Origin of the sequence: Brevundimonas basaltis, assembly GCF_014202075.1 — a bacterium.
In the GTDB taxonomy this organism is placed as follows: Bacteria; Pseudomonadota; Alphaproteobacteria; order Caulobacterales; family Caulobacteraceae; genus Brevundimonas; species Brevundimonas basaltis.
This window is the reverse complement of record NZ_JACHFZ010000001.1, coordinates 798,491-822,335: the sequence shown is the minus strand read 5'-3', so window position 1 is coordinate 822,335 and position 23,845 is coordinate 798,491. Positions and strand designations below refer to the sequence as shown.

Sequence of the window (23,845 nt, the reverse complement as noted above, 5' to 3'; positions counted from 1 at the left end):
GCTCACCTTTTGACGGCCCGTCCCGGATAAGCCTAACGTCGCTTCGTCGAGAGAGGACGGAGGGATTCGCTTGGCTGTCGCCATCGCCGTGACCCGCGAACGCCGAGATGGCGAAACGCGCTGCGCCGTCACCCCGGAAACGGTGAAGAAGCTGACCGCCCTGGGCGCGACCGTGACGGTCGAGACCGGGACGGGGATCGGTTCGTCCATTCCCGACGCCGACTACGCCGACGCCGGCGCGGCGGTGGCCAAGGACCTCAAGGCCGTGCTGGCGGGGGCCGACATCCTGCTGAAGGTGCGCGGGCCGACGGCGCAGGAGACCAGCGCCCTGAAGCCGGGCGCGGTGGTCGTGGCCCTGCTGGACGCCTGGCGCGACAAGGAGACGGTGGCGGCGCTGTCCGGCCAGGGCGTGACCGCCTTCGCCATGGAGTTCGTGCCGCGGATCACCCGGGCGCAGGTGATGGACGCCCTATCGTCCCAGGCCAATCTGGCCGGCTATCGGGCGGTGATCGAGGCGGCCTACGCCTTCGGCAAGGGTTTTCCGATGATGATGACGGCGGCGGGCACGGTGGCCCCGGCCAAGGTCTTCGTCATGGGCGCGGGCGTGGCCGGGCTGCAGGCGGTCGCCACGGCGCGGCGGCTGGGAGCGGTGGTCACCGCCACCGACGTGCGTCCGGCGTCGAAGGAGCAGGTCGAGTCGCTCGGCGCCAAATTCGTCGCCGTCGAGGACGAGGAGTTCAAGGCCGCCGAGACCGCCGCCGGCTACGCCAAACCAATGTCGGCCGAGTATCAGGCCAAGCAGGCCGCGCTGACCGCCAGCCACATCGTCAAACAGGACATCGTCATCACCACCGCCCTGATCCCCGGCCGGCCGGCCCCGCGGCTGGTGACGGCGGCGCATGTGGCGTCGATGAAGCCGGGCAGCGTGCTGGTTGATTTGGCCATCGACAACGGCGGCAACGTCGAGGGGGCGAAGCCGGCCGAGGTGGTGGAGACGTCGAACGGCGTGCGGATCGTCGGCTGGACCAATATGGCGGGCCGGATCGCGGCGGACGCTTCGGCGCTCTACGCCCGGAACCTGAGCGCCTTCGTCGGGCTGATGGTCAAGGACGGGGTGCTGGCGGTCGATCTGGAGGACGAAATCCTCAAGGCGGCGGCGGTGACCCACGGCGGGGCCGTGGTGCATGAAGGGGTGAGGGGATGATGCTTCTCGGCCTCGCCGCGGTCGCCACCATGCAGGCATATGGACCGGTTTGCCTCCGAGACGGCGACAGCGTTTCGGGCGAGTTTCGATACGTGGAGTCTCGCCACCCCAACGGGACGAACCTGCGATACGGCTTCGTCAAAACTGTCGATCCGGTGTGTGTACTCGGAGAGGCGGGGGCGACGGGTGAGCCATATGTCGTTCAAGGGCGTTGGGTTCAGATCAGCTGGTCAGACGAGATGATCGGCGATCGGCCGTTTCCCGGTGACCAGGTGGAGATCGCCGCTGATTGTTTTGAGCCGATGACAGCCTGGCACCTTGGCGACATCATCTGCATCAACGCCCGGCTGATCTCGCGCGAACCAATGTGAGGAACTGATGGAACACGTAGACCCCACCATCTTCCGCCTCGCCATCTTCGTGCTGGCGATCTTCGTCGGCTACTATGTCGTCTGGTCGGTGACGCCGGCGCTGCACACGCCGCTGATGGCGGTCACCAACGCCATCTCATCGGTGATCGTGGTCGGCGGGCTGATCGCGGCGGCGGCGGCCAGCGGCGACGACGGCTGGATCGCCAAGGGGGCCGGCGTGGCCGCCGTGACCCTGGCCAGCGTCAACATCTTCGGCGGCTTCATGGTCACCCGGCGGATGCTGGCCATGTACCGCAAGAAGGAGCGGCCGCCCGCGCCCGCCAAGGCGGCCGACGCCGGATGATCTACGATCCGCAGCAGTTCGCGGTCGGCGCGTCCTGGATCGCCACGGCGATCGGCGCGGCCCTGTGGCTGTGGAGCTGGCTGGGCGAGAAGGACGCCATCCGCAAGCTGCGCTTCCTCGACTGCGGGGTGGTGCTGCTGTTCTCGTCGATCCTGCTGCGCATCGTGGCGCAGGAGCGGCAGATGAACATCTGGGACTGGGCCGTGGTCTTCATCGGCCCGCTGTTCATCGCCGCCGCCCTGTGGCGGCTGGCGCGGACGGCCGGTGCGCCGCCAGCGGGGAAGTGAAGGCGACGATGAGGGGACACCGAACACCATGAACGCATCGATCGCGGCCCTGGCCTATCTGGTTTCGGGCGTCCTGTTCATTCTCAGCCTGCGCGGGCTGTCGAGCCCGGAGACGAGCCGGCGCGGGAATACGCTGGGCATGGTCGGCATGGCCCTGGCCGTGGCGGTGACGCTGGCGACGCTGTGGTCGACGAACGTGCTGGACCCGCTGACCCTTGGTCTGATCGCGGCGGGGGTGATCGTCGGCGGCGGGGCGGGGGCCCTGATCGCGGCGCGGGTTCAGATGACCCAGATGCCCCAGCTGGTCGCGGCCTTCCACAGCCTGGTCGGCATGGCCGCCTGCCTGGTGGCGGTGGGGGCGGTCTATGCGCCGGAGAGCTTCGGCATCGCCACGGCGACGGGCGGCATCAAGACCCTGTCGATCATCGAACTGAGCCTCGGCGTCGCCATCGGGGCGGTGACCTTCACCGGCTCGGTGATCGCCTTCGCCAAGTTGAACGGCAACATGAGCGGAGCGCCGATCATCCTGCCGGCGCGACACCTGATCAACATCGCCCTGGCGTTGGGGTTGGTGCTGCTGATCGGGGTGATGATCGGCTCGGGCGGGACGGCGGTGTGGGCCTTCTGGGGGGTGTTCATCATCGCCCTGATCCTCGGCGCGACCCTGATCATCCCCATCGGCGGGGCGGACATGCCAGTGGTGGTGTCGATGCTCAACTCCTACTCCGGCTGGGCCGCGGCGGCGCTGGGCTTCACGCTCGAGAACATCGCCCTGATCATCACCGGAGCGCTGGTCGGCAGTTCGGGCGCGATCCTGAGCTACATCATGTGCAAGGGCATGAACCGCAGCTTCATCTCGGTGATCCTCGGCGGCTTCGGCGGCGAGACGGCGGCGGGCGGCGGCGGCGCGGCCGAAACCCGCCCTGTCAAACAGGGCTCGGCCGAGGACGCCGCCTTCATCATGAAGAACGCTTCCAAGGTCATCATCGTCCCCGGCTACGGCATGGCGGTGGCCCAGGCCCAGCATGCGCTGCGCGAGATGGCCGATACGCTGAAGGAGGAAGGGGTCGAGGTGAAATACGCCATCCACCCCGTCGCCGGCCGCATGCCCGGCCACATGAACGTGCTGCTGGCGGAAGCGAACGTGCCCTATGACGAGGTGTTCGAGCTGGAGGACATCAACAGCGAGTTCTCGAGCTGCGACGTGGCCTTCGTCATCGGCGCCAACGACGTCACCAATCCCTCGGCCAAGACCGACCCGCAGAGCCCGATCTACGGCATGCCGGTGCTGGACGTGGAGAAGGCCGGGACGGTGCTGTTCATCAAGCGCGGCATGGGTTCGGGCTACGCCGGCGTCGAGAACGAGCTGTTCTTCCGCGACAACACCATGATGCTGTTCGCCGACGCCAAGAAGATGGTCGAGGGGATCGTGAAGGCGCTGTGACCGCCGACGAGATCATCCGCCTGCTGGACCTGAAGCCGCACCCAGAGGGCGGCCACTATCGCGAGACCTTCCGCGATCCGCGTCTGATCGACGGGCGCGCGGCCTCGACGGCCATCTATTTCCTGCTGGGGGCCGGCGAGCGGTCGCATTGGCACAGAGTGGACGCCGTCGAGGTCTGGCATTTCCACGCCGGCGCGCCGCTGGCCCTGAGCATCGAGGGGCAGGGGGTGCTGACGCTGGGGCCTGATCTGGCGAAGGGCGAGCGGCCGCAGGGTGTGGTTCCGGCCGGCCAGTGGCAGGCGGCCGAGAGCCTGGGCGACTGGACGCTGGTCGGCTGCACCGTCGCGCCCGGGTTCGATTTTGCGAGCTTCGAACTGGCGCCCGAAGGATGGGCGCCCGCAGGATCGCCCAAATGACCGACCCCGCAGCCCTCGGCTTCCTCAAACCGGAGAAATACGCCGCCGTAGAGCGTGAGCGGCGGTGGCTATGCACCGGGCTGCCGGACCTGCCGGTGGTGCGGGCCGAGGCGATCGAGGATCTGTATGTCGATAACTCGCTGCTGCGCTTGCGGCGGGCGACGCCGGTCGGTGGCGGGGCGCCGATCCTGCGGCTGTCGAAGAAGGCCGATCTGGCGCCCGACCGGCGGCTGATCACCACCCTCTATCTGACCGAAGCGGAGTACGGTCTGTTCGAGAACCTGCCTGGGCGGCGCATGTGCAAGACGCGCCACCACTACGCCGCCGGCGAGGTCACCCTGTCGGTCGACCGGTTCGGGGGGCCTCTGGCGGGACTGTTCCTCGCCGAGGCGGAGTTCGCCGACGACGCGGCCATGGCGGCCTTTCCAGACCCGGCCTTCGCCCTGCGTGAGGTGACCGCCGATCCGCGCTATGCTGGCGGAGAACTGGTCGTGAATGGCCGCCCGGAGCCCGCCTGATGCCCGAGCTGAAGACCCGGCCCACCGACGTTCCACCCGCCAATTTCATCGCCTCGGTCGACCACGCCGGCCGCCGCGAGGACTCCGCGAAGCTGTGCGCCCTGCTGGAGGAGATCACCGGCGAGAAGCCCGTGATGTGGGGATCGTCGATCATCGGCTTCGGCCGCTACACCTACGTCAACACGACCAACAAGCCCGCCGACTGGCCGATCATCGGCTTCTCGCCGCGCAAGGCCAACATGTCGCTCTACATCATGCCCGGCTTCAAGGCGCGGCCCGAGCTGATGGACGGCCTCGGCAAGTTCAAGACCAGCGTCTCCTGCCTTTATTTCAACCGGCTGTCGGATCTCGACGCGGACAGACTTCGGCGTCTTTGCGCGTGGTCGGTCGAGACCATGCGCGAGCGTTATCCGACCTGCTGATCAGGCCTTGCCGTAGGCGTCGAAAAACGGCTTGAGCTGGGCCTCGTACTTCTTCCAGGCTTCTTTCGACGAGGCGTACATCGGCTTGCGGACCTGGGCGAAGCTGGCGGTGGTGACGGCGCGTTCGGTCTTGTGGAAGTCGCGGACGCCGTCCTCCCACTCCAGACCGACATGTTCGATGATGCGCCGCATCCAGGTGTCGGGGTCGTCGACCAGCGCCTCGTAGGGCACGGTCAGCAGGCTGTCGCCCAGCACCTTCGACCAGTGGGCGTGCAGCCGATCCTCGCCCTTGAAATAGGCGGCGATGTCGGTCAGCGAGCGGGTCCAGTCGACGCCCTTGGCGAAGCGGGTGCGATAGCAGGACCAGGCGATGCCGGCCGGGTCGCGGCGCAGCCAGATCAGCTTCGCCTTGGGCAGCACCTGATGGATCAGGCCGAGGTAGCGGGTCTGGTTCAGGGTTTTGTCGACGACGCGTCCGGTCTTGCCGAAACGCTCGTCCACGAGGTGCAGATAGGCCTCGCCGATCCGGGTCGGCAGGGCGTCGGCATCAGGACGGTCGAACGAGGCCCGAACCTCATCCGGGGTATAGCCCTTGATGGCCATGGCGGCGGGGCGGAACAGGTTGGCCTCCGCGCCGTCCACGACCTGCGAGTGGCTGACGAGGATCTGCTCGACCAGGGTGGTGCCCGAGCGGGGCAGGCCGAGCACGAAGATGGGCCGCTCGCTGTCGACCGTGCTCCTCGGCAGGCGGTCCATGAAGGCCCGGTCCCAACCCTCGACTACGGCGTCCACGAAGGCGTCGGCGTGGGCGGCGTTGAAGGTGCTGTCGAGCTTCTGCAGCTTGGCGGCTTCGTCGAAACAGGCGAAGGCGCGCTCGAGCTGGCCGGCGTCGTCCAGCGCCTTGCCGAGGGCGTAGAGCATGACGATCCGGCTCTGGCGGTGGGCGTCGGACGTGCCGATCCGCTCCAGCATCGCCTCCATCCGGGCGATGTCGGGGTCGTCCGTGGTGAATTTCTTGATGTCCGCCAACACATGCCAGGCGTTCTCGGCGCCCAGCTGTACGCCGGGGAGGGCGATGATGCGGCGCAGGTTGGCGATGGCGGCGTCGTGGTCGCCCAGCTGGACCTGACAGGTGGCGAGGAAATGCAGGGCGGCGGGGTCGTTCGGCCGTTCGCGCGCCAGCGCCGCGCCTTCGCGTAGGGCGTCGTGGGTGCGGCCGCTCTGGATCAGCAATTGAGCGTAGGCCAGCCGGGCCTCCGGCGTCGGCGTCGCCAACACATGTTTGCGGGCGGCGGTCAGGGCAAGGGTGATCTCGCCGATGGTGGCGGCCAGTCGCGAGACCGAGGCCCAACGCGCGCCGAGCGGCGGATCGGCCTGAACCGCCTTGGCCAGCAGGTAGGCGGCGTCGTCGCGCTCGCGGGCCTGAAATGCGGCCAGCGCGCCGTTGACCAGCTGCGCTCCATCCACCGTCTGCGTCGTCATGGTTCGGTCGTCCTCCCGGCAAGCAGGAGGGCTAGCCGCCTGAAGCCGTCGCCGCAAGCCGGAGCGAGGGTTCAGGCGGCGATGCGGAAGTCCTCGGCGGGGTCGAAGGCCGGGCGGGCCTCGTCCCACAGGGCGTCTTCATCGGCGTAGCGGGCGGAGGCGCGGGCGTCGATGACGTCAATCACCTGTTCCTCAAGCCGATCCCAGATGACGGCGAGGTCGCCGCAGCCGTCTGCCTCGCACGGCACGATCAGATAGCGGGAGGCGGCGACGGCGGTTTGGGGGGCGAAAGCGCGGGCCATGGGAAAAGCTCCTGAAGCGGTGACTCTGTCGATGATCTGACTATGGGACAGCGTTGCGTCAAAATCGGACGTATGCTCTTGTCCGCCGCATGAGACACGACAAGGCGGCCCTGGTTCTCGACCTCGCCCGGCGCATGGCGGCCAGCGCCGAAGGCGTAACCTTGGGCGAGATCGAGCGCGATCTGAACGTCGGACGGCGCACGGCCGAACGGCTGCGCGACGCCGTGATCAGCCTGTTCCCGCAGACTGAGGAGGTCTCGGACCCGCCCAACAAGCGCTGGCGCATCCGCGGCGGGCTGTCGGCCTTCGAACAGGCCCCGACCACGGCCGAGCTGATCGAACTGGCCAAGGCGGCGCAGGCGCTGAAAGCAAGCGGCGAGTCCGGCCGGGCGGCGGCGCTGGAGGGGCTGGAACGCAAGCTGAAGTCAGCCATGCGCTCGACCACGCTGAACCGGCTGGCCCCCGATCTCGAGGCGCTGGTGCGAGCCGAAACCATCGCGGTTCAGGCCGGGCCCCGACCCTCGGCCGACGAGGCGGTGCTGGCCGAGATCCGTCAGGCCGTGCTGGCGGGCCGTCCGCTGGGCTTCATCTACAGCCGGCCGGGCGCCGAGGCGCGCAGCCGCAGCGTGGCGCCGTGCGGGGTGATGTTTGGTCGGGCCAACTATCTGGTCGCCGCTGACCGCGAGAGCGGCCGTATCCAGACTTTCCGCCTCGACCGGATGAGCGCCGTGCGGAGCGAGGAGGGGACGGCCTCGCCGCCCCCGGACTTCGACCTGCAGGGTTTCGCCAGCCAGTCCTTCGGCATCTATCAGGATGAGATCGAGGATGTGGTGCTGAAGGTGGCGCCGGAGGGGGCGGACGAGGCCCGGGCGTGGCGCTGGCATCCGACCCAGAGCGTCGAGGACCAGTCGGACGGCGGCGTCATGGTCCGTTTCCGCGCCTCGGGCATGCGGGAACTGGCCTGGCATCTGTTCACCTGGGGCGAACGGGTGGAGATTGTCGCCCCGGAGCGGCTGAAGTCGGTGATGGCCGACGAACTTGCGGCGGCTGGCCGCGCCCTCGATCGGGCCCGGCACCCGGGCTGATCTCTCTGGGCGACACCGACCGTCCGGATCGTGCTGAAGGATCAGTCCGCCGAAAACGGATACGGACTGATCGATTTCGACCAGTCGTCCACGGTCAGGGACCGGTCGACCGGCGGCGCGGCGCGCTCGGCGCAGGGATGCCTGTGACAGAGCCGGCAGGCGGGGCCGATAGGGGTGACCGCGGGCGTGGCCAGATCGAGGCCCCGGGCATAGATCAGACGATGGGCGTGCTTCAGCTCGCAGCCAAGGCCAATGGCGAGATCGTGCCCTTCCGTGAAGGCGTCATGCCCCTGACGGTCGACCGTGCGGGCGAGGGTGAACCAGCGCCCGCCGTCCGGCGTCTCGATGATCTGGGTGACCACCCGTCCGGGGGTGCGGAAGGCGCTGTGCAGCCGCCAACGCGGGCACGCTCCTCCAAACCGGGAAAAAGGAAAGGTCCCGGAGGCGAATCGCTTCGAGATATTGCCCGCTTGATCGACCCGCATGAGGAAGAACGGCACGCCCCGTGCGGTGGGCCGCGACAGCGTGGTCAGCCGGTGGGCCACCTGCTCGAATGAAACGCCGAACCGGGCGCCAAGCCGGGCCACGTCATAGTCGGTCTCTTCAGCCGTTCGCTGGAACGCGGCGTAGGGCATAAGGATGGCCGCCGCGAGCGTGTTGGTCAGAGACACCTTGAGCAGCCGCCGTGTGGGTTCGTCGGGCGCGGAGGCGGCGTCGGTCAGGGCGGTGAGTTCGGCGTCGTGCTCGGACAGGGCCAGCTGGAAGGCGACGGCGAAGGCGCGGGATGAAGGCCCCAGGGTTTCAGACAGCAGCAGCCGCTTGCGGTGCGGATCGTAGCGGCGCGTCCATTCGACCATGACCTCGGCGGGCAGGGTGCGGACGGTCAGGCCGTGCCGCGACAGCAGCCGGGCGCGGGCGCGGGTCTCGAACGACTCGCCGGGCGTTTCGGCCTCGAGCGTCTCCGCCAGAGCCTCGCCGAGGGCGTCCAGTTCGGGAAAGTGGTTGCGGCGGCCCTGGACGTATTCCCGGACCCAGTCGGCGGGGCTGTCGTCGCCGGCGCCGCCCGAGATGTCGGCCTCGGCCTGATCGCGAGCCCGGCGGTCGGAGAAGGCGCGATAGAGACGGAGCAGGGCGTCGGCCGCCGCGGGCTGGTCTTCGGCCAGCTGGACGATCTCGTGACGCGGCACCGGCAGCCCCTGGAACAGCGGATCGGCGAAGGCCTCGGCCAGTTCCGACTCGGTCGCCGGACCGCCGGACGGGCCGAAAGTGCGCAGGTCGACGTCATAGGTATCCGCAAGCCGGAGCAGGAGCTGGGCGGAAACCGGCCGTTGGTTCCTCTCTATGTGGTTGAGATAGCTGGGTGAAACGCCGAGATCGAGCGCCATTGCGGTCTGGGTCAGCGCCAGGTCGCGGCGCAGCCGCTTGAGACGGCCTCCCAGAAACAGCTTGCGGTCGGCCGTCGGCTCCATAGGTGGAGAGTGTCACATAATGACTCAATATCAAGTGTCATATTGTGACTACAATACACGAAAACAGTCTATTCATTGTATCAATCGTGACTTCACCGTGTTGTCCTCTGCGTCACCCGCGGCAAGCCCCGCGATTGCGCAGAGACCAACCATGACCAGCTTCACCGACCTCATTCCGTCGCCCGAGGGCCGTTTCGACGGCGTCGACCGGCCCTATACGCCCGAGGACGTTCTTCGCCTGCGCGGGTCGCTGCCGATCACCCATACGCTTGCCGAGCGCGGCGCGAACCGCCTCTGGGACCTGCTGCATGACGAGCCGTTCGTAAACGCCCTCGGCGCCGTCACCGGCAACCAGGCGATGCAGATGGTTCGCGCCGGTTTGAAAGCCATATATCTCTCCGGCTGGCAGGTCGCGGCCGACGCCAACACGGCGGGGGCCATGTATCCGGACCAGTCGCTGTATCCCGCCAACGCCGCGCCCGAGCTGTGCCGCCGCATCAACCGCACGCTCCAGCGCGCCGATCAGATCGAGCACGCCGAGGGCGGGGCGAAACGGGAATGGTTCGTGCCCATCGTGGCCGACGCCGAGGCCGGCTTCGGCGGACCTCTCAACAGCTTCGAGATCATGAAGGCCTTCATTGAGGCCGGGGCCGCGGGTGTGCATTTCGAGGACCAGTTGGCTTCGGAGAAGAAATGCGGCCACCTCGGCGGCAAGGTGCTGATCCCGACCCAGGCCCACGAGCGCAATCTGATCGCGGCCCGCCTCGCCGCTGACGTGATGGGCGCCCCGACCCTGGTCGTGGCCCGCACCGACGCCGAGAGCGCCCAGCTGATCACCTCTGACGTGGACGAGCGGGATCATCCCTTCATCCGCCGCGAGGATCGCACCCCGGAGGGCTTCTTCCGCCTGAAGCCGGGGACGGGTCTGGACCACTGCATCGCCCGGGGCCTCGCCTATGCGAAATATGCGGACGTGCTGTGGTGGGAGACCTCCCACCCCGATCTCGACGACGCCCGCCGCTTCGCCGAGGCGATCCAGCGCGAACACCCCGGCAAGCTGATGGCCTACAACTGTTCGCCGTCGTTCAACTGGAAGGCCAAACTGGACGATGCGACGATCGCCAAATTCCAGCGCGAGCTGGGTGCCATGGGCTACAAATTCCAGTTCGTGACCCTGGCCGGCTTCCACAGCCTCAACAACGGCATGTTCGAGCTGGCCAGCGGCTACCGCGATCGCGGCATGGCGGCCTATTCCGAACTGCAGCAGCGCGAGTTCGCCAACGAGACCGCGGGCTACACCGCCACCCGCCACCAGCGGGAGGTTGGCACCGGCTATTTCGACCAGGTCGCGACGGTCATTTCGAGCGGCCGGTCATCGACCACGGCCCTCAAGGATTCCACCGAAACCGCCCAGTTCGTTGCGGCGGAGTAACAAGAAGAGACTGATGGAACCGATATCCAGCCCGCAGGCGATCATCGACTTTTGCCTCGCCCCCCTGGCTCTCGACACCGGCTCGGACGCCGAGCGGGAGGTCCGCCGCCGACTCGAGCATGTCATCAAGACCTTCCAGCAGCGCGCGGCACGCCCGGTCGCGGTCGACTTCTCGTCGATGCCTTCGCAGGTGATCAACGAGGCCGCGCACGGCTACGAATAGCCGGCGACGGTCAGGCGGCGATCGACCCGGCCATCGTCCTGGGGAGGGCGACCACGAGGTGCAGCAGTTCAGCGGCGTCGAACGGCTTCGGCAGGTGCCGGTCGGCGCCGGCGGCCTCGGCGGCGCTGACGTGCTCGGGCAGGGCGTTGGCGGTCAGCATGACGATCGGCGTCCGGCCCAGACCCATCGCCGTTTCGTGCAGGCGGATTTCCCGCGTCGCGGTCAGGCCGTCCATCACCGGCATCTGCATGTCCATCAGGATCAGATCGTAGTCGCCGTCGCGGACCGCCTGCAACGCCTGGGCGCCGTCTTCGACGGATGTCAGGGCCACATTGGCCTGGCCCAGAATCATCTCCACCACACGCCGGTTCACCGGATGGTCGTCCGCCAGCAGGACCCGAACGGTCGCATGCGCCGCGGTCCCGTCGTCGATCGCCTCGCCCGGGGCCGCCACCGGGGCCTTGGCGGCCTTGAAGGGCACCGTCAGGATGAAGGCGGAGCCGCCGCCCGGCTCGCTTTCGCAATCGAGATCCCCACCCATCATCTCGGACAGTTGGCGAGAGATGGCGAGGCCGAGCCCCGAGCCGCCGAACTTGCGGGTGATCGCTCCGTCGGCCTGTTCGAAGCGGCTGAACAAGCGATCGCGGGTCTGGGCGTCGAAGCCGATGCCGGTGTCCTCGACCGAGAAGCGCAGGGTCTGCACCCCGTCCCGGGTCGGTCCGGGCGCGGCGGTCAGGCTGACAAATCCCTCGCCCGTGAACTTGACAGCGTTCGAGACAAGGTTGGTCAGGATCTGTTTCAGGCGGACCTGGTCGCCGATGATCCAGCAATCGACCTCCGGCGCGATCTCAACAAAGAACTGCAGCCCCTTCTCGCGCGCGGAGGCCTCGTAGAGCTGGGCCGCGTCGCGCACGGCGCTTCCCAGATCGAACGTCTCTTCGGACAGTTCCAGCCGTCCGGATTCGACCCGCGCCAGATCGAGAATGTCACTGAGCAGAACCTGCAGCGTCCGCCCCGACGACTGGATGAGATCCAGCATCTCGGCCTGTTGAGGGGACAGGTTGGTGTTGCCCAGCGCCTGGGCCAGACCGATGACGCCGTTCAGAGGCGTCCGGATTTCATGGCTCATGTTGGCGAGGAATTGACTCTTGGCGGCGTTGGCCGCCTGGGCCGCGTCACGAGCCTCTGCAAGAGCCTGGGCGTCGTTCTTCAGATCAGTAATGTCCGTGCAGACGGTGACGATGCCGCCCGCGGCGGTGCGCCGGTCCGCCACGCGCAACCAGCGGTCGCCGGCGATGCGCTGCTCCATCATCGCCGAAAGGGCCCGGCGCGATTGCATCCGGTCCGTGATCCATTCCTTTTCGCGGCCCCTGGCTTCGGCGTAGAGGCCCTCGTTCAGGCCGATCTGGATGATTTCGCGGAAAGTCATGCCGGCCTGGAGGTTTGACGACAGCTCCGGGTTCACCTCGTCATAGCGGTTGTTCCACAACACCAGCCGGTCGTCGGCGTCGAAGAAGGCCAGGCCGTCCGGCATGGCGTCGATCGCCTCGCGGATCTGGTGCAGGGCGCTGGAGCGCGAAATATAGCCCAGCCAGGCGGCCGTACCCGCCGCGCCGACCAGCCCGAGGATCATCATCGCGAGCACCGTCAGCATGGTCGAGGACCCTGCGGTGGGGCCGATGGCTGCCGTCGTCACAGCATCGGGCGTGATCGCCATGGCGCTCATGGCCGTGAAATGAAGAATGATGACGGACAGCGCGCCGCCCATGCAGGTCGCCGCGAAGCGTGGCGTGCCCTTGCCGTAGATCACCGCACCCGTCAGGAGCGCCATGGCGAGACCGCCGACGACGGCTGCTACGGCAAGTACCGGGTCCCAGCCGATGGTGCGCCCGGGCAGTTCGAGCGCGGCGATGCCTACGAAATGCATGGCGGCCACGCCGGACAGCCCGACCATGCCCCCAATCCCGCGGTGCAGACGCCTGTTCCCGGCCAGCAGGACCAACGAGCCCAACACAACGCCGCCCACTCCGAGGGCCAGCGACAGTAGGGTCAGGGCCAGGCCGTATCGGACATCGCCGCCGGCGTCATAGCCCTGCATGGCCACGAAATGGGTGGAGAAGACCGTGACCCCGCCGACAACCGCCCCGAGCAGGGCGACTTCACGCCGACGCGCCCGCTGCAGACGTCTGGCCTCCACCAACAGCCGGAAGGCGGCGCCGAGCCCGAAAACGCACAGGACTGCGGCCGCCAGCGTCCAGCGCCAGTCGTGCTCAACCGTCAGGCAGTACAGAATTCGGCTCAAGTCGCCCCCTTATGGCCAAACAAGATCCGGCAAAGGGGTGAAGAAACCGTGGCCTGCGGTCTGCCCTAGACGGCGGCTTCGACCTCGATCTCGAAGGCCTGGCCCAGCACCGACGTCGGATTGACCTGGGTGTGATCGCGACGAACCTCGAAATGGAGGTGCGGTCCGGTGGAACGACCGGTCGAGCCGACCAGGCCGATCCGCTCGCCCGACCCGAGACGGTCGCCGCGAGCGACGTCGACGCGGCTCAGATGGGCGTAGAGGGTTGTCATGCCGTTCGGGTGGCGCACCTCGATGAAGCGGCCATAGCCACCGGCGTCATAGCCGGTGCGCTCGACCTCGCCTTCGCAGGCGACGAAGACGCTGGTGCCCTGCGGCGCGGCGATGTCGACGCCCTTGTGCTGGCGCGCCCGGGCCTCGCCGGCGAGACGGCGCAGGCCATAGGCCGAGTTGATGGCGTAGCCCTTAAGCGGGGCGGCGAAGGCGATCAGGCGGGTCATCGGACCGGCGGGCCGTTCCACGGCGATCACCGGCGGCGCCGCGGGAACCGGCAGGGCGGTCTCGAGCGCGTCGGCGGCGGGTTCGGAGGCAGGGGCGGCGGCCATGGCGAGCACGGCGACCGAGGCCAGGGCGGCGGCCTGACCGGAATGGATAAGAAACGACCGTACGGTCGGCAACAGGCGTCGCATGGGCGGCGTCGGCTCCGTCTTTTCGGCTCGGTTGAGCGGTGAAGGCGCCGACGGGCCGCCCGGCAGGCGACGCTCACGGCCGGCGACCGGGAGGACGGTCTTCCTAGGGGGCAGGCTTGGCGACTTTGGGGCGGAAAAGGTTCCGGAGGGGTGACAGGAGGTCGCAGCGGGGCCGTAAAAAACTCGGTCAATTCAACAAAAAGACGCGCGCACGAAAAAGGCGCGCCACCCCAGGGCGGCGCGCCGGATCCGGGTTCGGCCGTTCCTACTGAAGCGGCAGGCGGAAGGTGATCGCGCCTAGATGGCTGTCAGTGGCGTCGCCATAGCGGCCGCGATAACCGACCGAGATCGAGCCCGGACCAAAGCCCGCCTCGAGCCCGGCCGAGGCGATCAGCGAGCCGCCGAACGGATCGTCGAAGTCGCGGGAAAGCACCTGGGCCGGATTGCCGGCGATGCCGACCCGAACGGCGTCGCGGCTGTCGGCGAAGCTGTCGCGATAGCCCCCCTCGACCCAGAAACTCATGCCGTCGCCGCCGCCCTCGGCGCGCAGCGAGACCTCGCCGCTGGCGCCTTCGACGGAGCGGTCCTCGTACTGGTACTGGGCGGCCACGCCCTGTTCGACATAGCCGTTGACCTCGGTGGAGACGAAGTTGACGGCGACACGCGGCGACAGGGCGATGCCTCCCATGTCGAACCAGGTTCCCGCCTGCAGGCGGGCGCCGAGGCTACCGCCGTCGGTCTCGCCGCTGTGAACGATCGGGGCCAGGGCGGTGACGCGGGTGATGTCGTCGTATTTGTCGACCGAGCCGCCCAGCGCCGCATTGACGAACATCGCGCCGGAACGCCAGCCGGCGTAGAGGTCGAAGGCGTAGGTCTCCACGTCGAAGGCCAACGGCCCGGCCTCGACATCGGCGGTGCGGAAGGTTCCGGCCATGCCGAAGCGCATCGTATCGGACATGACGTGGTCGAGGCCGACCCGTCCGCCCCAGCCGGTGGCGTCGGCCGCGGCGACCGGGCCGCGCGCGTCGGTCTCGACGCTGTCGTACAGCGCGCCGAAGGTCAGCCGCGTGCCGGGCTCCCACGACCCGCGCGCCGCCATGCTCTCGCTGGCGAGATCGAGCAGGTCCTCGCGCTGGCGAAAGGCGGTCTCGGCCTGAAGCGTCGATTGGGCGCCGAGGTCTCCGTAGTAGAGATAGTCATTGGCCAGTTGCGCCTGCAGCCGGTGTCCGGCGGCCGTCGGGTGCACGCTATCCCAGTACAGGTAGCCGTCCGGATTGGCGCAGATCGTGACGCCGTTGAAGCAGGCGTCCCGCGCATTGGTCAGGCCGAACAGGCCCGGGTTGCCGGCCAGCGCATCGCTGACCTTGTAGATGTCGAACAGGATGATATTGCTGTTGGGATTCGCCGCGGCGACTCCGAACAGGCCGGCCGACAGGGCCGAGTTGAACGTCGTGCCGGAGAAGTCCGCCAGCGCCGAGCCGGACGGTCCCACTAGCGGGTTGCTGGCCGAGAACTGCGGCGTGATCCCCAGACGCGGCAGGTTGCCGACCAGGATGGTGCCGGCTCCGGCCCCGGCCACCCGGTTGACGATGAAGTTGACGTCGGCGGCCGCGCCGGTGGCCACGACCTGCATCGTCGACTGAGCGGTCAACGGGTTCCCCGCGGCGCCGGGGAAGGCCTGAAAGATGTTGTTGGCGCCGCCGAGGATGCTGACGAGGTCGCTGGGGCCGAACACGCCGCCGGCTCCGGTATAGGCCAGCAACTGGTTGCGCATGCCGGGGGGGAAGGCCGTGCTGTCGGTGCGGGCGCCGCCGTAGGCATAGTTGATGCTGCCGGTCACCGGCGCGCCAAGGGCCGAGCGACCGGCGTTGAAGCCGAGCAGTTCGGTGAACACCGGACCGTTCGAGAAGCGGCCCTGGAAATAGGGCGGGGAGGTCGGCTGGCCGCTCCGGGCGAACAGGTTGCCGTTGTCGCTCAGACTGTCGCCGAAGACGATCAGACGGTTGTAGGTCTGGGCGCTGGCGGCGGATGCGAGGGCGCCGACCGCAGCGACGGTCAGGGCGGCGGCGGCCGCATTACGCAGGAAACGAGACATCGATGATCCTCCCTCGGCCGTCATCATGCGACCGTTGCGAGCACTCTGCGCCGGTTTTCAGCCCGCGCAAGATGCCGTGAGGGAAGCTTTCAGTGCAGCGTCCGGAAGCGCAGCGTCCCGGCCACACTGCGGAGCGCCTTCAGCGCGGCCGGATCGTAGTCGCGGTCGACGTCGGTGATGACATAGCCGGTGCGTTCGTCGGTCTTCAGGTGCTGGCCGAGGATGTTCAACCCCGCCGCCGCCAGGGCCCGGTTCAGCTCGGCCAACACGCCGGGCTGGTTGCGGTGGATGTGCAGGATGCGATGGGCGCCGCTGACTTCGGCCAGCTGAACATTCGGCAGATTGACGCAGAAGGTGGTGTCGCCCCGGTTCAGATAGGCCAGCAGACGCTCGGCCGCGAACTCGGCGATCGCCTCCTGGGCCTCTTCGGTCGAGCCGCCGATGTGGGGAGTCAGTATGACGTTGGGCAGGCCGCGCAGGGGGCTGTCGAACGGATCGGCGTTGGTCGCCGGTTCGTCGGGGAAGACGTCGATGGCCGCGCCGCCGATGCGGCCCGAGCCCAGCGCCTGGGCCAGGGCGCCGACGTCGACGACGTGGCCGCGAGACAGGTTCAGCAGCAGGGCCCCGGGCTTCATCCGCGACAGCTCCGAAGCCCCGATCAGGGCCGTGTTGGCCGTCCGTCCGTCGACGTGCAGGCTGACCACGTCGCTCTCGGCCAGCAGCGCCTCCAGCGAAGGCATCGGCCGGGCGTTGCCCAGCGCCAGCCGCTCGGTCAGGTCGTGGAAGATCACCCGCATGCCCAGCGCCTCGGCCAGCACCGACAACTGCGAGCCGATGGCGCCGTAGCCGACGATCCCGAGGGTTTTGCCGCGCAACTCGCGCGCGCCCGCGGCGGACTTGTTCCATTCGCCCCGGTGCATCGCCGCCGACTTGTCGGCGACATCCCGCAGCAGGGCGATGGTCAGGCCGACCGCCAACTCCACCACCGACCGGGTGTTGGAATAGGGGGCGTTGAAGACCGCCACGCCGCGTTCGGCGGCGGCGTCGAGGTCGATCTGATTGGTGCCGATGCAGAAGGCCGCCACCGCCATCAGTTTGTCGGCGGCATCAAGAACCCGGGCGCTGACCTGGGACTTGGAGCGGACGCCGAGCACGTGAACGCCCTTGATGCGCTCGACCAGAGCATCCTCGGACAGGGCCCCCTTGGCCGTCTCGACCCGGTAGCCGGCAGCCTGCAACCGCTCGACCGCGGCGGGGTGGACATTTTCCAGCAACAGCATCCGCATGCGACTGCGCGGATAGGACCAGCGGCCGGCCAGACCTTCCAGATGCAGAAGCTCGTCGACCGACCGCACCTCGGCGTCGGCCGCCGCGACGACCCGTTCGCGGCGCACCACTTCGGTGAAGGCGTAGAAGCGGTCCGCCGCCCCCTCCGCCTTGACCTCGGCGTCGGTCCAACCGTCCCCGACCATAACCACCGGACCAGGCAGATTGAGGGCTTTCAGCGCCGCGGCCTTGCCGAGCGGCTCGAGCAGGGGGCTGTCGGCCACGCCCGTGACGTGGCCGTCGGCGTCGAGGGTCAGATCGTTGGCGATGATGCGGTCAGCCGGAACGCCGAGGGCTTGGGCGACGGGAGCGATGATCTCGCGGAAGCCGCCAGAGACGATGACCACGCGGCCCGCCCGCTCACGGAAGAAGGGCAGGTTGCGGCGCACCGACGCCGTCAAACGCGGCTCGGCTTCAGCCGCGAGACGCTCAAGATGGGCGTGGGTCAGGGGCAAGAGGGCCAGCCGACGGGTCAGAGCCTCGCCGAACGGAATATCGCCGGTCATGGCCCGGTCGGTCAGGCGCGCGATTCTGGCCCGCACGGCCTCCGCCTCGGACGATCCCTCCAAGGCGATGTCAGCGAGGGCCTCAAGCGTTTCGAAGTCGACCAGGGTCGAATCGAAATCGAAGACATAGGTCGCCGCGTCAGCCATGGGGTGACCTTGGCGCACCTTCGCAGTTGCAGCAACGGTTCAGAATGACCCGCGCGCGGGAACCCTAGGCCGGCTTCAAGCGCAAGCTGTCAGAACTTTCCGAGGCTGCGCAGTCGGCTGTCCGGTCGCCGGGCGTCGAGGGCCGCCGCGCCGACCGCCGCTGCGATAGTCACCAGCGCCAGCAGGGCGCCGCCTTCTCTCGCGTGGTCACGGGCATAGGTTCCGGCCTCCGAAGCGTAATGGCGAGCCCGCTTGCCGTGCTTCTTCAGCGCCCTGCGCGAGGTGTGGCGGGTGTCGTCGAAGAACCGCCGGGAGCGGCGCCCGGTGTCCTCGCCCAGATCGGCCGCGCGCTCGCCGGCCTCGGTGACGCCGCGCCGCACCGTTTCGGTCAGGTCCTCGAAGCGGGTGCGCAAGCCGTCGGCGTCGACCCAGCCGCGCGGATCGAACCGTCCGCGCAGGGTTTCCAGCCGCGTCGGGCCGGTGCGCTGGTTGAGCAGAAGGGTGGCCAGGCCGACGCCCGCGAGAATAGCGACCACACCTGCGGCGACGCCGGGATGCTTGCGGACTTCGGCGAGGGCGGAAAACTGTCGGACCATCGGGTAGTAAACCTCTTCATCGAGACCGTCCTCGGTCGGGTCGTAGAGCCCGTCCTCGTCCGGCTGCCACGCGGAACGGCGGTCCCGCATCAGTGAAGGAGCGAACCGGGCGAAAAGTGGTTCCGCCACACCCGGAAGCACCGAATAGAAACTGGCGATCAGCCGCCCGCCGCCGCCGACGGTGATCTCGCGGATCGGATGCTCGGCGCAGTACAGGATCGTGTCGGCCACCACATGGGTCGCATAGACCGGCTGCGGGTTCTGCACCGCCTGACCGGTCAGGTTGCGGGCGTGTTTGTTGTAGGGTGTGTCAATCGCGCCGGGCTTGACCAGGCTGACGGTCACCGGCGCCTGTTCGCGCATCAACTCCATACGCAGGGCGTTTGTGAAACCCTTCACCGCGTGCTTCGAGGCGGAATAGACGCCCTGCACCGGGACCGGCGCATCGGACAGGATCGAGCCGACGTTGATGATGGCCCCGCCGCCCGGGCGCTCGCGCAGGTGTTCCGAGGCCACCAGCGAGCCGTTGACCACGCCCCAGTAGTTGGTCTCGAACAGCCGTCGCTGATCCTCCAGCGTGGTCTCGCGGATGGCGCCGTAGATGGAGGCTCCCGCATTGTTGACCCAGGTGTCGAACCCGCCGAACAACCGCACGCATTTCTCCGCGGCCTCCTTGAGGGCGGCGTGGTCGGCGACGTCCGCCACCGCCCAGGCGGCCCGCGCACCCGTGGCCTGTAGCTCTTCGGTCAGGGCCTTGAGATCGCTTTCGCCGCGCGCGATCAGGAAGACGCAGGCCCCCTTCCGGGCCGCCCGCCGGGCCACGGCCAGCCCGACGCCCGAGGTCGCGCCGGTCACCACGATGGCTTGCTGGTTCAGGGGCTTGAGCGTCGCTTTGGTCATGAAATCGCCGGCTGATTGAGGTCTGTGCGCCTTCGAGGAAACGGGACCGCGGCCCCGCTTGTTCCTGCTCTAGCACGCCGCCCTTACCAATCGCGATACGGGCGCCTATCTTGCGGCGCTTCCGCACAATCGCCTTTCGAGGACCCGCCGTGACCGATCACGCGCCCGCCGCACCCATGGCCGACAATCTCGCCGCCGCTTTCCAGATCGAGGGCTGGCCGGTGCGCGGCCGGCTGGTCCGGCTGGGCGAGACCATCGACGCCATCCTGTCGGCCCACGCCTATCCCGAGCCGGTCGCCGCCCTGCTGGGCGAGGCTTGCGTCCTGGCGGCCCTGATCGGCTCCAGCCTCAAGTTCGAGGGTCGGCTGATCGTTCAGGCCCAGGGCGACGGGCCGGTGCGCTACGTCGTGGCCGACTACGACACCCGGGGCCATCTGCGCGGCTACTGCCGCTTCGACGAGGCCGAGGTGGCCGCCGCCTCGCAGGGATTCGCCCGGCCCGGCGCGAAGACGCTGCTCGGCGGGGGGCTGTTCGTGATGACGCTGGACCGCGGCCCCGACTTCGAGCGCACCCAGGGCATCACCCCGATCGAGGGCGAGAGCCTGTCGCTGGCGGCCGAACACTATTTCCAGCAGTCCGAGCAAATCCCGACCCGGGTGCGGCTGGCGGTCGGCGCGGTGACCACCGGGGCCGGCACGGCCTGGCGGGCCGGCGGGGCGCTGATCCAGCTGATCGCCGGCGACGCCGCGCGCGGCTCCACCGAGGAGGCGTGGGACCGTTCGCGGGCGCTGTTCCAGACGCTGGCTGACGACGAACTGATCGATCCGACCGTCTCCCCCGAGACGCTGCTTTTTCGCCTGTTCCACGAGGACGGCGTGCGGCTGGAGAACCCGCGCGCGCTTCAGGCGGTGTGCCGCTGCTCCAAGGATCGCATCGGCACGGTGCTGTCCTCCTTCTCGCCGGAGGAGCGGGCGGAGATGGTCGAGCCCGACGGCAAGATCCGGGTCGCCTGCGAATATTGCGCGACGGTGTATGAGCTGGCGCCGGAAGAGGTCGAGGCGGGGTAAGCCCGCCGCGACCCCGGCTCGCGATCCCTCCGGCGGCCCCGCCGGGTGGCGGACCGCCTCGCCAACCTTCGAATTGCGCGCGGGGAAATCGCGCTTAAGGTTGCGGGATGGGGGACAATCCTACGGGGGCCGCGATCTGGCGCTTCGGCGGCGTCGAGTTTGACGCGGTCGAGTCCACGCTGGCGGTGGCCGGAGAGGCCGTCGATATCGATCGCAGCTGTCTGGCTCTGCTGGCCGCCTTGCTGGAACAGGCCGGAGAGCCGCTCGGCAAGGATGCGCTGCTCGAGGCCGGCTGGCCCGGGCGCGTCGTGCATGAAAACTCGCTCGCCAAGGCCATCGGTCGGTTGCGTCAGGCGCTCGGCGATGACGGGGTCCGGATCGAGGCGCTCTACGGCAACGGCTACCGGCTGACGGGGCCCGTGCAGCGCACGCCGCGTCCCCCGGGCCGGACGGACGGGCTCAACGGCCGGCTGTCGCAGCTCGGGGCCCGGCTGTTCGGCAGCCGCATCCGCACGGCGGTCGTCTTGGGGGCGGTGCTGGTCGGGCTCAGCCTGACCGCGGCCGGGCTGGCGGTCGGCTGGGGGTGGACCGCCCGCAAGGAGGCCGCCGAACAGACGCGGCAGGTCGAGGCGCTGGTAGATTTTCTCGGATCGGATGTCCTGTCGTCCGCAGACCCCTATTCGCCCGCGTTTCAGGACCGGTCGCTGCGCGAGGCGATCGAACGGGCAGCGGCGACGATGGACGATCGGCTGCGGGAAGACGCCCCGACCCGGGTGACGCTGCATCGGATGGTCGCCGAGGCGTTTTCGAACTGGGGCGAGTACGAGAAGGCGGTCAGCCATCTGGATCGCGCCTACAATCTGAGCGCTCGTCTGCATGGATCACGCGCCGCCGAGAGCGTTCCGATCGACATCGCGATCTGCCAGAATTTGCGACTGGCCGGCGAGCCGCGCCGCGCCGAACGGATCTGTCTGAGAGCCGAGCAGGGGGCGCGGGCGTCGGGCTCTCCACATTTGAACGCGGCCCGGATCGCGCGAGCCAAGCTGCAGTTCGAGATCGGCGAGTATGACGCGGCCGCCGTCGCCCTGACCGAAGCCCTGAAGCCGGGCGGGAGGCTGAGCGGGGAAGAGCGGGCGGACGCGGAATGGTTCCTCGGCCTGTCGCTGCGCAAGCTCGGCCGGTTCGAGCCCGCCGCGGGCGCGCTGCGGCGCCATCTGGCGATGCGCCAGACCCTGCACGGCGACGCGCACCCCCTGACCGCCTGGGCCCATGCTGACTACGGCGACTTCCTGGTGGACAGCGGCGACTACGTCCGCGCCGACGAGCAACTGGATCGCGCCCGACTGATCTTCGACACCACCCTGGGTCCGGATCATCCGGAGTCCTTGTCGCCCGCCTACAGCCGCGCCGTCGCCCATCTGTGGCGGGGCGAGGCCGGGGACGCCGGCGCCCTGTTGCGCGCCCTGCTCGAACGCTATCGCGAAACCCTCGGGGCCGATCATTTCTGGACCCTGTACACGATGAGCGAACTGGCCCTTGCCGAGGCGATGGCGGGCGAGGACGCGCGCGCCGCCGCCCTGCTGCGCGAAGCCCGCCAGACCGGGGCGAGGGTGCTCTACGGGCGGGCCGGCAAGGCCGCGCATTTCCATCTGCGCTGGGCCCGCACCCTGGCCGCGCTCGGCCAGGCGGACGAGGCGGAGGCCGAACGGCGCCGCGCCGGCGACGCTATGGATCAGGCGTTCGTCATGCCCGATCATCCGTGGCGCGCCCGGCTGCATTGCCTCGCCGGACAGGTCGCCGTGGCGCGGGACGATGCGGCGGCGGCGCGGCGGGCGGGGCGGGCCTGTCTGTCGGCGCTCGGCGCGGTCGACGCCCTTCCGAAGACCTATCCCGCGCTGATCGAGGCGCGAATGCTGGCCGGGCTGGACGGGCCCGAGGCGGGATAGCTCTCGCACAACCAGCGGAAATCGCCTGCAATTCACAATTTTCAGAATTGCGGCACAAGATCTTTCAGCATTGTTCAGCGGTCGGGCAAAGATTCCTCCGATCCGCCCGGGTCACGCTTCCGGTCATCCAGAGACCTGGAGGAGGACCCACCGTGAAGATGACCATTTTCACCGCACTGTCCGTGGCGATGCTGGGCGCCGCCGTCCCCGTCCATGCGGGCGATATGACCCTGTCGGCCCCCGGCGCAACCCAGGCGGAGGCCTGCAGCACCGCTCGCCAGCGGATCCAGAGCCGCTACGAGGACCGCTATACGCGGGTCACGCGCATGAGCCCGTGCGACTGCAGCCCGCGCCGCAACAGCGCCGGCCGGGTCTATGGCTACGTCTGCGAAATCAAATTCACCTACGAGCGTCGGGAATGACCGGTCGCCGGCTTTGCGGAACGCTGCTCGCCGCGCTCACCCTGAGCGCGGCGGGCGCGGCCCCCGCCGCGGCCCAGAACCTGACCCGTGGCGACTACGAACAGTGCTCGATCTATCGCGACGGCGAGTTCATCGGCCATGACAGCGTCTGCCTCCAGCGCAAATACGCCGGAATCCGCTGGCTGGAGCGAGGCTATGACGAGCGGCGGGGGCGCGACCGGCGGCGTCAGCCGTCCGTCTATCACTGCCCGTACGCGGCCAACGCCGGCCACGGCTACAACGCCACCTGGTATTCCGACGGCCGCCCGGCCTCGCTGATGGGGGCCTACACCTATGACGCCGTCATGGATGGCCGCCCCTGCATCCCCCGCCCGCCCCGATGAGCCCCGCTCAGCCCGATGCCCAACTCTGGGAGAGAACCCCATGAAGACCCTGATCATCGCTATCGCGGGCCTCGGCGCCCTGACCCTGACCACGCCCGCCCACGCCGGACGCGACGACTTCGCCCGCGCCTCGGAGCAGGTCGACGAAGTCGATCAGGCGTGCTCGGGTCGTGCGACCCGGGAGTGCGCCCTCGCGGCGGCGCGTCTGACCTGCAACTACAACGGACTGATGATCCGGTCGCGCGACCGCGCCGGCGGCGGGATGCCCAGCCGCCATGAGGTCCAGACGCTGCGATATCTCGCGCTGGCGATGGGCGACAATATCGATCTCATGCTCGAGATGGTTGACCGCGGCCTGATGAAGAACGTCGCGGAGCTCAACGGCGCCGAGGCTGAATCCTATTGCCGGAGCGTGGGCGCCGTCGCCTGGCCGTGAACAAACCAACATCCTGAGCAGATGAAAAAGGG

24 protein-coding genes are annotated in these 23,845 nt (G+C 68.7%); 16 read left to right on the top strand and 8 right to left on the bottom strand.

Translation table 11 applies throughout. The features are described 5' to 3' along the window. Positions 1-70 precede the first annotated feature (70 nt). From HNQ67_RS04370 to HNQ67_RS04335, 8 genes are read left to right on the top strand one after another with little or no spacing between them, the layout of a single operon-like run. Positions 71-1,204, top strand: coding sequence for a Re/Si-specific NAD(P)(+) transhydrogenase subunit alpha (locus HNQ67_RS04370; protein ID WP_183252643.1), 1,134 nt, complete (start codon positions 71-73; stop codon positions 1,202-1,204). Then, the gene (locus HNQ67_RS04365; protein ID WP_183252641.1) at positions 1,204-1,575 is read left to right on the top strand and encodes a hypothetical protein; all 372 of its coding nucleotides are present in this window, start codon (positions 1,204-1,206) and stop codon (positions 1,573-1,575) included. Before HNQ67_RS04370 ends, HNQ67_RS04365 begins: the two co-directional genes overlap by 1 nt. Before the next feature lie 7 nt (positions 1,576-1,582). After that, on the top strand, positions 1,583-1,918 hold the full coding sequence (locus HNQ67_RS04360) for a proton-translocating transhydrogenase family protein (RefSeq protein WP_183252639.1): 336 nt from the start codon (positions 1,583-1,585) through the stop codon (positions 1,916-1,918). Continuing rightward, complete coding sequence (locus tag HNQ67_RS04355) at positions 1,915-2,205, top strand: hypothetical protein (RefSeq protein ID WP_183252637.1); 291 nt, start codon at positions 1,915-1,917, stop codon at positions 2,203-2,205. The genes HNQ67_RS04360 and HNQ67_RS04355 overlap by 4 nt, the downstream gene beginning before the upstream one ends. Positions 2,206-2,233: 28 nt before the next feature. Continuing rightward, positions 2,234-3,649, top strand: a complete 1,416-nt coding sequence (locus HNQ67_RS04350; RefSeq protein WP_183252636.1) for an NAD(P)(+) transhydrogenase (Re/Si-specific) subunit beta — start codon at positions 2,234-2,236, stop codon at positions 3,647-3,649. Continuing rightward, positions 3,646-4,065, top strand: a complete 420-nt coding sequence (locus tag HNQ67_RS04345; protein ID WP_183252634.1) for a cupin domain-containing protein — start codon at positions 3,646-3,648, stop codon at positions 4,063-4,065. The genes HNQ67_RS04350 and HNQ67_RS04345 overlap by 4 nt, the downstream gene beginning before the upstream one ends. After that, positions 4,062-4,583 (top strand): CYTH domain-containing protein, encoded by a 522-nt coding sequence (locus HNQ67_RS04340; protein ID WP_183252632.1) that lies wholly within the window; start codon positions 4,062-4,064, stop codon positions 4,581-4,583. Before HNQ67_RS04345 ends, HNQ67_RS04340 begins: the two co-directional genes overlap by 4 nt. Then, entirely contained in the window at positions 4,583-5,005 is a 423-nt protein-coding gene (locus HNQ67_RS04335; RefSeq protein WP_183252631.1) for a DUF1801 domain-containing protein, read from the top strand. The genes HNQ67_RS04340 and HNQ67_RS04335 overlap by 1 nt, the downstream gene beginning before the upstream one ends. Here HNQ67_RS04335 and HNQ67_RS04330 read toward each other — a convergent pair whose 3' ends face one another. Together HNQ67_RS04330 and HNQ67_RS04325 are read right to left on the bottom strand one after the other, a co-directional pair. After that, a complete protein-coding gene (locus HNQ67_RS04330) occupies positions 5,006-6,487 on the bottom strand; it encodes a sulfotransferase (protein ID WP_183252629.1) in 1,482 nt (493 codons plus the stop codon). Between the two features lie 71 nt (positions 6,488-6,558). Next, positions 6,559-6,789 (bottom strand): hypothetical protein, encoded by a 231-nt coding sequence (locus HNQ67_RS04325; RefSeq protein ID WP_183252627.1) that lies wholly within the window; start codon positions 6,787-6,789, stop codon positions 6,559-6,561. Positions 6,790-6,878: 89 nt separating this feature from the next. Here HNQ67_RS04325 and HNQ67_RS04320 point away from each other — a divergent pair, with 89 nt between their 5' ends. Beyond that, a complete protein-coding gene (locus HNQ67_RS04320) occupies positions 6,879-7,874 on the top strand; it encodes a helix-turn-helix transcriptional regulator (protein ID WP_183252625.1) in 996 nt (331 codons plus the stop codon). Between the two features lie 41 nt (positions 7,875-7,915). Here HNQ67_RS04320 and HNQ67_RS04315 read toward each other — a convergent pair whose 3' ends face one another. Then, positions 7,916-9,343, bottom strand: coding sequence for a helix-turn-helix domain-containing protein (locus HNQ67_RS04315; protein WP_183252623.1), 1,428 nt, complete (start codon positions 9,341-9,343; stop codon positions 7,916-7,918). 151 nt (positions 9,344-9,494) lie between these two features. On the opposite strand from HNQ67_RS04315, the gene aceA reads away from it, so the two are divergent. Both aceA and HNQ67_RS04305 read left to right on the top strand, forming a co-directional pair. After that, entirely contained in the window at positions 9,495-10,775 is a 1,281-nt protein-coding gene (gene aceA, locus HNQ67_RS04310; RefSeq protein WP_183252622.1) for an isocitrate lyase, read from the top strand. A 13-nt stretch (positions 10,776-10,788) separates the two neighbouring features. Then, positions 10,789-10,998 (top strand): hypothetical protein, encoded by a 210-nt coding sequence (locus tag HNQ67_RS04305; protein ID WP_183252621.1) that lies wholly within the window; start codon positions 10,789-10,791, stop codon positions 10,996-10,998. 10 nt (positions 10,999-11,008) lie between these two features. On the opposite strand, the gene HNQ67_RS04300 is transcribed toward HNQ67_RS04305, so the two are convergent. The 5 genes from HNQ67_RS04300 to HNQ67_RS04280 all read right to left on the bottom strand — a co-directional run bounded on the left by HNQ67_RS04300 (position 11,009) and on the right by HNQ67_RS04280 (position 19,559). Then, positions 11,009-13,300: an ATP-binding protein gene (locus HNQ67_RS04300; protein WP_183252619.1), complete on the bottom strand. Its 2,292-nt coding sequence runs from the start codon at positions 13,298-13,300 to the stop codon at positions 11,009-11,011. Positions 13,301-13,365: 65 nt separating this feature from the next. Continuing rightward, positions 13,366-13,989: a M23 family metallopeptidase gene (locus HNQ67_RS04295; protein WP_183252617.1), complete on the bottom strand. Its 624-nt coding sequence runs from the start codon at positions 13,987-13,989 to the stop codon at positions 13,366-13,368. Between the two features lie 265 nt (positions 13,990-14,254). Next, positions 14,255-16,084: an autotransporter domain-containing protein gene (locus HNQ67_RS04290; RefSeq protein WP_183252615.1), complete on the bottom strand. Its 1,830-nt coding sequence runs from the start codon at positions 16,082-16,084 to the stop codon at positions 14,255-14,257. Positions 16,085-16,173: 89 nt separating this feature from the next. Continuing rightward, positions 16,174-18,063, bottom strand: a complete 1,890-nt coding sequence (serA, locus tag HNQ67_RS04285) for a phosphoglycerate dehydrogenase (RefSeq protein ID WP_183252613.1) — start codon at positions 18,061-18,063, stop codon at positions 16,174-16,176. An 89-nt stretch (positions 18,064-18,152) separates the two neighbouring features. Further along, positions 18,153-19,559, bottom strand: coding sequence for an SDR family oxidoreductase (locus tag HNQ67_RS04280; protein ID WP_183252611.1), 1,407 nt, complete (start codon positions 19,557-19,559; stop codon positions 18,153-18,155). Between the two features lie 149 nt (positions 19,560-19,708). Between HNQ67_RS04280 and HNQ67_RS04275 the strand changes: the two genes are divergently transcribed. The 5 genes from HNQ67_RS04275 to HNQ67_RS04255 all read left to right on the top strand — a co-directional run bounded on the left by HNQ67_RS04275 (position 19,709) and on the right by HNQ67_RS04255 (position 23,813). Beyond that, on the top strand, positions 19,709-20,626 hold the full coding sequence (locus HNQ67_RS04275) for an Hsp33 family molecular chaperone (RefSeq protein WP_183252609.1): 918 nt from the start codon (positions 19,709-19,711) through the stop codon (positions 20,624-20,626). A gap of 107 nt (positions 20,627-20,733) precedes the next feature. After that, the gene (locus HNQ67_RS04270; RefSeq protein WP_183252607.1) at positions 20,734-22,572 is read left to right on the top strand and encodes a winged helix-turn-helix domain-containing protein; all 1,839 of its coding nucleotides are present in this window, start codon (positions 20,734-20,736) and stop codon (positions 22,570-22,572) included. 152 nt (positions 22,573-22,724) lie between these two features. Further along, positions 22,725-22,994 carry a hypothetical protein gene (locus HNQ67_RS04265; RefSeq protein WP_183252602.1) on the top strand — a complete coding sequence of 90 codons (270 nt, stop codon included), beginning with the start codon at positions 22,725-22,727 and terminating at the stop codon, positions 22,992-22,994. Beyond that, positions 22,991-23,377: a hypothetical protein gene (locus HNQ67_RS04260; RefSeq protein WP_183252600.1), complete on the top strand. Its 387-nt coding sequence runs from the start codon at positions 22,991-22,993 to the stop codon at positions 23,375-23,377. Before HNQ67_RS04265 ends, HNQ67_RS04260 begins: the two co-directional genes overlap by 4 nt. Before the next feature lie 40 nt (positions 23,378-23,417). After that, entirely contained in the window at positions 23,418-23,813 is a 396-nt protein-coding gene (locus HNQ67_RS04255) for a hypothetical protein (RefSeq protein ID WP_183252598.1), read from the top strand. Positions 23,814-23,845: the final 32 nt, after the last annotated feature.